This is a genomic window from Paenibacillus sp. NPDC056579 (genome assembly GCF_042793215.1).
Lineage (GTDB): Bacteria > Bacillota > Bacilli > Paenibacillales > NBRC-103111 > Paenibacillus_S.
On sequence record NZ_JBHTVD010000013.1, the window covers coordinates 190,220 to 197,279 of the forward strand.

Consider the following 7,060-nt stretch of genomic DNA (forward strand, 5'->3'; position numbering starts at 1 on the left):
TCTATGAACGATAAAATAACGATTCCCGTCTGGGCTATCGGAACGTTTCTGGTCGTTATGAACACGACCATGTTCAATGTCGCTCTGCCCGACGTAATCGAGCAGCTCCATATTACCGCCGGACAAGGCTCTTGGATCGTATCGGGGTACTCCATTGTCTTCGCGCTTTCGACGATTATATTCAGCAGGCTGTCGGACTTCATCCCGATCCGCAAGCTCTGGCTGATAGGCGTCACGCTGCTTATGCTTGCATCGGTCGTAGGATTTTTCTCGGACAGCTTCGGTCTTGTCCTGTTCGCGCGGCTGTTCCAAGCGAGCGGCGCAGGAGCCACGCCCGGCCTCGGGATGGTTCTGGCCAGCCGGTACGTGCCGTACGAGCGGCGCGGCAGAGCGATCACGATGATCGCCTCGGGAAGTGCGTTGGCGTTTGGTCTGGGACCGGTAATCGGGGGAGCAATTACACAGTATTTGGGGTGGCACGAGCTGTTTCTGGTCACCTGCCTGGTCGTAGTTCTGGTGCCCTTCCTGTTGAGATTAATCCCGAAGGAGTCGCTGCCGAAGGTTCCTTTCGATTATTTCGGCGCAGCATGTATCGTCGTGACATCCTCGGCGTTTTTGCTTGCGGTAACACAGCTTTCCTTCGTCGTGCTCATCGTGAGCCTGGTTTGCCTGTTCATCACCATCCGGCATTTGCGCCGTGCGGAGAAGCCGTTCATTCCTCCTGTTCTGCTGCAAAATCCCGGATACCGGAAGCTGGTGCTCCTCGCCTTTATGGCGTTCGTGTTGAACCTTTCAATGCTGTTCTTAATGCCGTTAATTTATGCAAAAGTATTCCAGCTCGGGGCGGCGACGATTGGACTGATGATTTTTCCCGGCGCGTTTTTATCCGCCTGCCTGATGAAGCTCGTCGGACGCTGGATCGACCGTTACGGCAATTTCCGCTTTCTTGTTCTCGGCCATTCGCTGTTGGCTGTCTCTATGCTCATAGTCTTTTTATGGCTCGATGTATCGCCCTATGTCACTTTGTTTGCTTATCTGCTGTTCTCGCCATCGCTCTCCGCGGTTACTTCCTCCCTTTCAAACGAAGTATCCCGCATCCTGCCGAAGCACTTGATCGGTTCGGGAATGGGGCTGACCCAGCTGTCACAATATCTCGGCGGGTCGTTCGCCGTTGCCGTATGCGGCATCCTGCTCGTATGGCAGCAGCAGTTGAGCCCGACATTGGCGTTTAAGCACATCTATTTGCTGCTATTCGTAATTATGATAGGCTCACTGGGGATGCTGGTTTTGTATCGAAAAGGCGCCCGCGCCGCAGACTCAACCGTCCCTGCCGAGAAAAGCGCCTGAGCTTCCGCTTAAACCAGTGAACTCTCGATTCAAGGGTGCACAAGCCATAGTAACTATTAATGCGATTAATCGTTATCCACTTTAAAAAGAACCGTTCCTCACGGCCGCTTGGAAACTGCCTCCAAGTTAAGTGCCGGGAGAAACGGTTTTTATTAATCGAGCCTTATTCAGCTTGTGCCGCCCGAACCGTCTCCGCGATTCATCGCCGTCTCGCCGGTCCGCGTCAGCTCCAGAATGCCGTACGGCTCCAGCAGATGGAGGAACGCGCTGTTTTTCTCCGCGTCTCCTACGACTTGAATGACAACGGAGCTCAGTCCTACATCGACGACGGAGCAGCGGAACGTCTCGACCATCCCGAATATTTCCGGGCGAACCGCAGGGTCCGCGCGCAGCTTGACCAGCATCAATTCCCTTGCGAGCATCGGATGCGCGTTCAAATGGTTGACTTGAATGACGTCGAGCAGCTTAAGCAGCTGCTTATTGATTTGTTCGAGCATCGGCTTTTCAGCCTGAACCACAATGATGACACGTGACAGCTGTTCTATTTCGGAGAGGCCGACCGAAATACTCTCGATATTGTAGCCTCTTCTTCCGAACAAGCCGCATATTCGCTGGAGTACCCCGGGATGATTGTTGACCAGTACGGATATCGTTTGCTTTTGCATCGGCTACACATCCCCCAGTATCATATCGCTTAATGCTTTGCCCTGCGGAATCATCGGGAATACTAGTTCGTCTTTGGCGACCATACAATCGATCAGCACCGGCCCTGCCGTCTGCATTGCTTCTTGCCATGCCTGTTCCGCCTCCTGCTTCGTCGAAGCTCTGAGCCCTTTGACACCGTACGCCTCCGCCAATTTGACGAAGTCGGGGCTTCCGGACAGATCGATATGGCTGAAGCGGCCTTCATAGATCAGCTCCTGCCACTGCTTGATCATCCCGAGCGTCTGGTTGTTGATGACGACGATTTTGACCGGAATGCTATGAATGGCGCAGATCGCCAGCTCCTGGGCACACATTTGCATGCCGCCGTCGCCATTGATCGATATGACCAGCTTGCCGGGATTACCTATCTGTGCTCCGATTGCAGCCGGAAAGCCAAAGCCCATCGTGCCGAGCCCGCCGGAAGTGATGATGGATCGGGGATTTTGAAACCGATAAAATTGCGCCGTCCACATCTGATGCTGTCCGACATCGGTCGTGATGATCGCCTCGCCGCCTGTCGTCTTGGAGATCATCTCCAGCACATATTGCGGCTTCAGCTCCGTCTCCGAATCCCGGTACTTCAGCGGCACCTCCGCCTTCCACTCCCACACCTGGCGCAGCCAAGCCTTATTGCTCTTCGTGGCGTGATGCAGCATCGCGTTGGCCCTCAGCAAAATCTCTTTCGCATCCCCCTCGACCGGGAGAGCGGTAGGAACCAGCTTGCCGATTTCCGCGGCATCGATATCGATATGGACGATCTTCGCGTGAGGCGCGAAGCCGTCCAGCCGCATCGTCACCCGATCGTCGAATCGGGCGCCGACCGAGATAAGCAGGTCGCAGGCGAGCAGCGCCTGGTTGGCCGCATACGTGCCGTGCATTCCCGGCATGCCCAGCCACAGCTCGTGGCGGCTCGGGAAGCCGCCCAGCCCGAGCAGCGTCGTCGTCACCGGAATGTTCGTCTTCTCGGCGAACTCCATGAGCTCTTCGGCGCCGTCGGACTGCACAAGTCCGCCTCCGGACAAGATCAGCGGCTTATCCGCTTCACCGACCAAAGTCAGCAGCTCCTCAATTCTAGCGGCATTCACCTCCGGCTGCGGCTTATAGCCTCTGATGGAGATGGCTCCTTGCGGATATTCGAACTCGGTCATCGCAGCCGACACGTCCTTCGGTATATCGATGAGCACCGGTCCTTTTCTCCCGGAATTTGCAATATAAAAAGCTTCTCTGATCGTTGAAGCCAGCTCCTCTACCCGCCGGACAAAATAGCTGTGCTTCGTAATGGGCTGCGTGATCCCGATAATGTCCGCCTCCTGGAACGAGTCGGTTCCAATCAGCGAGGTCGGTACATTGCCCGTTATGACTACAAGCGGGATGGAATCCATATACGCCGTTGCGATACCCGTTACCAGATTCGTAGCCCCCGGACCGGACGTAGCGATGCACACCCCTACTTTTCCCGTAGATCTTGCATATCCGTCCGCCGCGTGAATCGCTCCCTGCTCGTGCCGGGTCAACAAGTGCCGGAACTGTTCGTCCCCGTGCATTGCATCGTAAATATATAGTACCGCTCCGCCCGGATACCCGAATACGCATTCCACGCCCTCCAGCAGAAGACTGCGCAGCAGGATTTCCGAACCTGTGATGCGGTCTTTTTGTAACAGCTTGTTTCTCATCTGTATAGCCCCTCCATCGATTGACATTAACGAAACTTTACCATGGAGGCCGGATGCAGAGTACTACTCATAAGTAGAGAATCGTAGTATACTTTGGGTTAAAAAATGAGCGGTCAGGTGATGAAGCCTATGGAAAGAGAAATCGGGCAGGCGAGCCTGCCATTTCCGACAATCGGCCAGCAGATCGAGGAGTGGAATGATCTTGATTTTACCGGAAGATCGTTCGAGCTTCATTTGTTCGATGAATACATGACACATCTGCATAATCGAAAGGAACGCATCATCAACCTTCACGGCACGGGAGGCATGGGCAAAACCCGTCTGCTGGAGCAATTCCGCAAGCGCGCGGAACAGCGGGGCCTACGGTTCGCTCTCGTCGATATGAGAGACTACATGAACGATCCTGAGGCGATTGTTATCCAGCTGACTCAGCAAATCCACGGCAGCTTCCTGTCCTTGGACGAGCGTCGGCAGGAGCATGGTCTGGAGCTTATTAATATGGCGGCGGCAGAACAGCGGATCATCCTGGCCTTCGATCATTACGAGGAATCCGGAAGTATAGATAAATGGCTTAGAGAATCGTTCATCCCACGGCTGCACAGCCAGGTGCTGATTCTTATTGCGGGGCGGTATCCTTTGGAAGGCTCGTGGAGAGTATCCGCAGCATGGCAAAAGCTCATAGTGACGCTCCCCATTTCCGAGCTGAGCTATGAAGAAACGACGACTTTTGCCCGAAATTTAGGTATTACCGACGAACTCGTGATCGACAACGTATGGTTAAAAACTTTGGGGCATCCCCTAATGCTATCGCTGTTCGGCCCTATCGCAGCCCGTGCTGGAGCCGCAGCCGAGCTTGCGTATGAACAGGAATCGCCCTTTGATGCGATTGTCGATCAATGGTTTCGGGAAGCGCCTAGCGACGAGCTGCGCAGCCTCATCATGACAGCATCCGTGCCGCGAACGTTTCATCAGGAATTTCTATCACAGCTGTTGGAAAAAGAAGTCCCTTTATCGCTGTTCGATCAGCTGATCCGGCTCTCCTTCATCCGCCGCTCCGCCAAAGGCTGGCAAATGCATGAGCTCGTAAGAGAAACGATCCGTCGAACGTATCGCGACAAAATGCCGGAAACGTTCGAGAAGCAGCGCCAATTAACGGTTCAAATCTATCACCGGCACATTCTCAAGGCGATGGAGTCGGGGCAAAATACAGCGTGGGAAGTCGCAGAAATGCTCCCTCATACGGACAATCCGATTTTCAGAGCTCATTTCCGGCATTCCAGAGGATCTGCCAATTTTTTGGAAGCCGTTGCCGAGGCGAATATGGGTGAAGTCGAACAATATATTGAAATGCGAAACCGGCAGGATAAAGATTGGAAAATCGTCTGCTCCGATCCGGAATCGGGCGTATCTTTCAGGTATAAGTTCACGCGGGAGCAAAGTATTTCCCGTCTTAGCAGTTGCGTACAGGTGCGGGAGATGCTCCGTGTCGGAGGCAACCTGCAGTTGCTCCGCAACGCTGGCGGGCGTATGGTCGGCCTGCTGGTGGCCATGCCAATTCACGAGCAAACCTTGGATTTCTTATTAGCATCCCCGGTATCGGGCCCGTATTTCAACGGTTTGTCTCCAGCTCAGCTGAAAACCTATCGTACGACTGCAGAGCAATTAGCCGGCACTTATTTATTTGCCATTGATGTCGAGGACATGGAGCAAAACGAGCTGCGCTCGGACATTATCCGCCTCTTGTTCGAATTTATGATGTCTCGGCGAATTCTGCTCTTATCTCCGCCGCCGCTCGGGTTTTATTCACAAACTTATCGGAGCCTCGGATTTCAACCGGTTGCAGGGTCAGAGCATTACGCATACGACAAGCACACGCCTGCCTATACTTATATGCTGGATACGAGCGGCGATAAATTGTCCGCGTTTGTTACCAGCCTGGTCCAAGGCTCGGACATCGGAAACAGCCCTTCTTCCGATAAAGAGGACAATGCCGGAACGCTGCCCTTTACGCTTAGAGAAAAAGAAGTCGCTGAACTGCTCGTACGCGGCCATACGAACCTGGAGATCGCCGCTGCTTTGTATATTAGTGAAGCCGCCGTCAAGAAACACGTCCAATCCATGCTGCAAAAGACCGGGCTCAAAAACCGGACGCAGCTGACAAGCGCCATTCTGGAGCAGTCCAGATAGTAGCCGATGGCCTGCTTCTGCTATTCTTTGTCGGTGACTCATCCCTATCCACGATTCCTATAACAAAAAACACACCTGCCGCTTGCGATATATCGCGTGCTTCAGGTGTGTTTCTATTTATGTATACGATGTTTAATTGTCATGGTCGGGACGACACGATTTGAACATGCGACCCCCTGGTCCCAAACCAGGTGCTCTACCAAGCTGAGCTACGTCCCGTAAAGTTTTTGGTGCCGGTAGAGGGACTTGAACCCCCACGGTTTCCCTCACGATTTTGAGTCGCGCGCGTCTGCCAATTCCGCCATACCGGCTTGCTTTGTGAAAAATGGTGACCCGTAGGGGATTCGAACCCCTGTTACCTCCGTGAAAGGGAGGTGTCTTAACCCCTTGACCAACGGGCCTTACTGCTACGGAGAGAGAGGGATTCGAACCCTCGAGACGCTTGTGACGCCTACACGATTTCCAATCGTGCTCCTTCGGCCAACTCGGACACCTCTCCATATGGCTCCCCGAACAGGACTCGAACCTGTGACAACTCGATTAACAGTCGAGTGCTCTACCAACTGAGCTATCAGGGAATATTGCTGGTGGGCCTTAGTGGACTCGAACCACCGACCTCACCCTTATCAGGGGTGCGCTCTAACCAGCTGAGCTAAAGGCCCTTGATGCTTTCATAGCAACAAAAAACCCACATAATGTGGGATTGTTTGCTTGGCGACGTTCTACTCTCCCAGGACCCTTCGGTCCAAGTACCATCGACGCTGGAAGGCTTAACGGTCGTGTTCGGTATGGGTACGCGTGGTTCCCTTCCGCCATCATCACCAAACTAAGAGTTTTCGTTAGAAAACTGGCTTCGTAAGCATACGCTTTGTTCAAGGATTTATTCCTTGAAAACTAGATACGAAACGATGCGTGTTGCGAGCAATTATTTGTTTAACCGGTTTGTTTCCGGGCCCCGAGAAAGTATTCGGATTACGCTACAGCGCTTCACGTCACTTTCTTGGGTTAAGGTTAAGCCCTCGACCGATTAGTATTCGTCAGCTCCACACGTTGCCGTGCTTCCACCCCGAACCTATCTACCTCGTCGTCTTCAAGGGGTCTTACATACTGGGAAATCTCATCTTGAGGGGGGCTTCACGCTTAGATGC

The 7,060-nt window shown here is 53.5% G+C and carries 4 protein-coding genes, 6 tRNA genes and 2 rRNA genes; 2 read left to right on the forward strand and 10 right to left on the reverse strand.

The window, feature by feature from the left end; translation table 11 throughout:
- The first annotated feature begins 3 nt into the window (after positions 1-3).
- Positions 4-1,347: an MFS transporter gene (locus ACFQ88_RS34065; RefSeq protein ID WP_379461648.1), complete on the forward strand. Its 1,344-nt coding sequence runs from the start codon at positions 4-6 to the stop codon at positions 1,345-1,347.
- 167 nt (positions 1,348-1,514) lie between these two features.
- Here ACFQ88_RS34065 and ilvN read toward each other — a convergent pair whose 3' ends face one another.
- Positions 1,515-2,012, reverse strand: coding sequence for an acetolactate synthase small subunit (gene ilvN, locus ACFQ88_RS34070; RefSeq protein ID WP_239631054.1), 498 nt, complete (start codon positions 2,010-2,012; stop codon positions 1,515-1,517).
- Between the two features lie 3 nt (positions 2,013-2,015).
- Entirely contained in the window at positions 2,016-3,725 is a 1,710-nt protein-coding gene (gene ilvB, locus ACFQ88_RS34075) for a biosynthetic-type acetolactate synthase large subunit (protein ID WP_379461651.1), read from the reverse strand.
- A 129-nt stretch (positions 3,726-3,854) separates the two neighbouring features.
- Between ilvB and ACFQ88_RS34080 the strand changes: the two genes are divergently transcribed.
- The gene (locus tag ACFQ88_RS34080; protein WP_379461653.1) at positions 3,855-5,912 is read left to right on the forward strand and encodes a helix-turn-helix transcriptional regulator; all 2,058 of its coding nucleotides are present in this window, start codon (positions 3,855-3,857) and stop codon (positions 5,910-5,912) included.
- Between the two features lie 142 nt (positions 5,913-6,054).
- Here ACFQ88_RS34080 and ACFQ88_RS34085 read toward each other — a convergent pair.
- From ACFQ88_RS34085 to ACFQ88_RS34120, 8 genes are all read right to left on the reverse strand, one after another.
- Positions 6,055-6,131, reverse strand: a tRNA-Pro gene (locus ACFQ88_RS34085).
- 9 nt (positions 6,132-6,140) lie between these two features.
- Positions 6,141-6,223, reverse strand: a tRNA-Leu gene (locus tag ACFQ88_RS34090).
- Between the two features lie 15 nt (positions 6,224-6,238).
- A tRNA-Glu gene (locus tag ACFQ88_RS34095) sits at positions 6,239-6,313 on the reverse strand.
- Positions 6,314-6,322: 9 nt separating this feature from the next.
- Positions 6,323-6,411, reverse strand: a tRNA-Ser gene (locus ACFQ88_RS34100).
- A gap of 3 nt (positions 6,412-6,414) precedes the next feature.
- Positions 6,415-6,490 (reverse strand) — tRNA-Asn (locus ACFQ88_RS34105).
- A 7-nt stretch (positions 6,491-6,497) separates the two neighbouring features.
- Positions 6,498-6,574: transfer RNA gene (locus ACFQ88_RS34110), tRNA-Ile, on the reverse strand.
- Positions 6,575-6,621: 47 nt separating this feature from the next.
- A 5S ribosomal RNA gene (rrf, locus tag ACFQ88_RS34115) occupies positions 6,622-6,738 on the reverse strand.
- Between the two features lie 181 nt (positions 6,739-6,919).
- A 23S ribosomal RNA gene (locus ACFQ88_RS34120) occupies positions 6,920-7,060 on the reverse strand; the annotation flags it as partial.

Coding starts and splice junctions, on each gene's coding strand:
- ACFQ88_RS34065 (WP_379461648.1), top strand. CDS start 4: ATGAACGATAAAATAACGATTCCCGTCTGGGCTATCGGAACGTTTCTG.
- ilvN (WP_239631054.1), bottom strand. CDS start 2,012: ATGCAAAAGCAAACGATATCCGTACTGGTCAACAATCATCCCGGGGTA.
- ilvB (WP_379461651.1), bottom strand. CDS start 3,725: ATGAGAAACAAGCTGTTACAAAAAGACCGCATCACAGGTTCGGAAATC.
- ACFQ88_RS34080 (WP_379461653.1), top strand. CDS start 3,855: ATGGAAAGAGAAATCGGGCAGGCGAGCCTGCCATTTCCGACAATCGGC.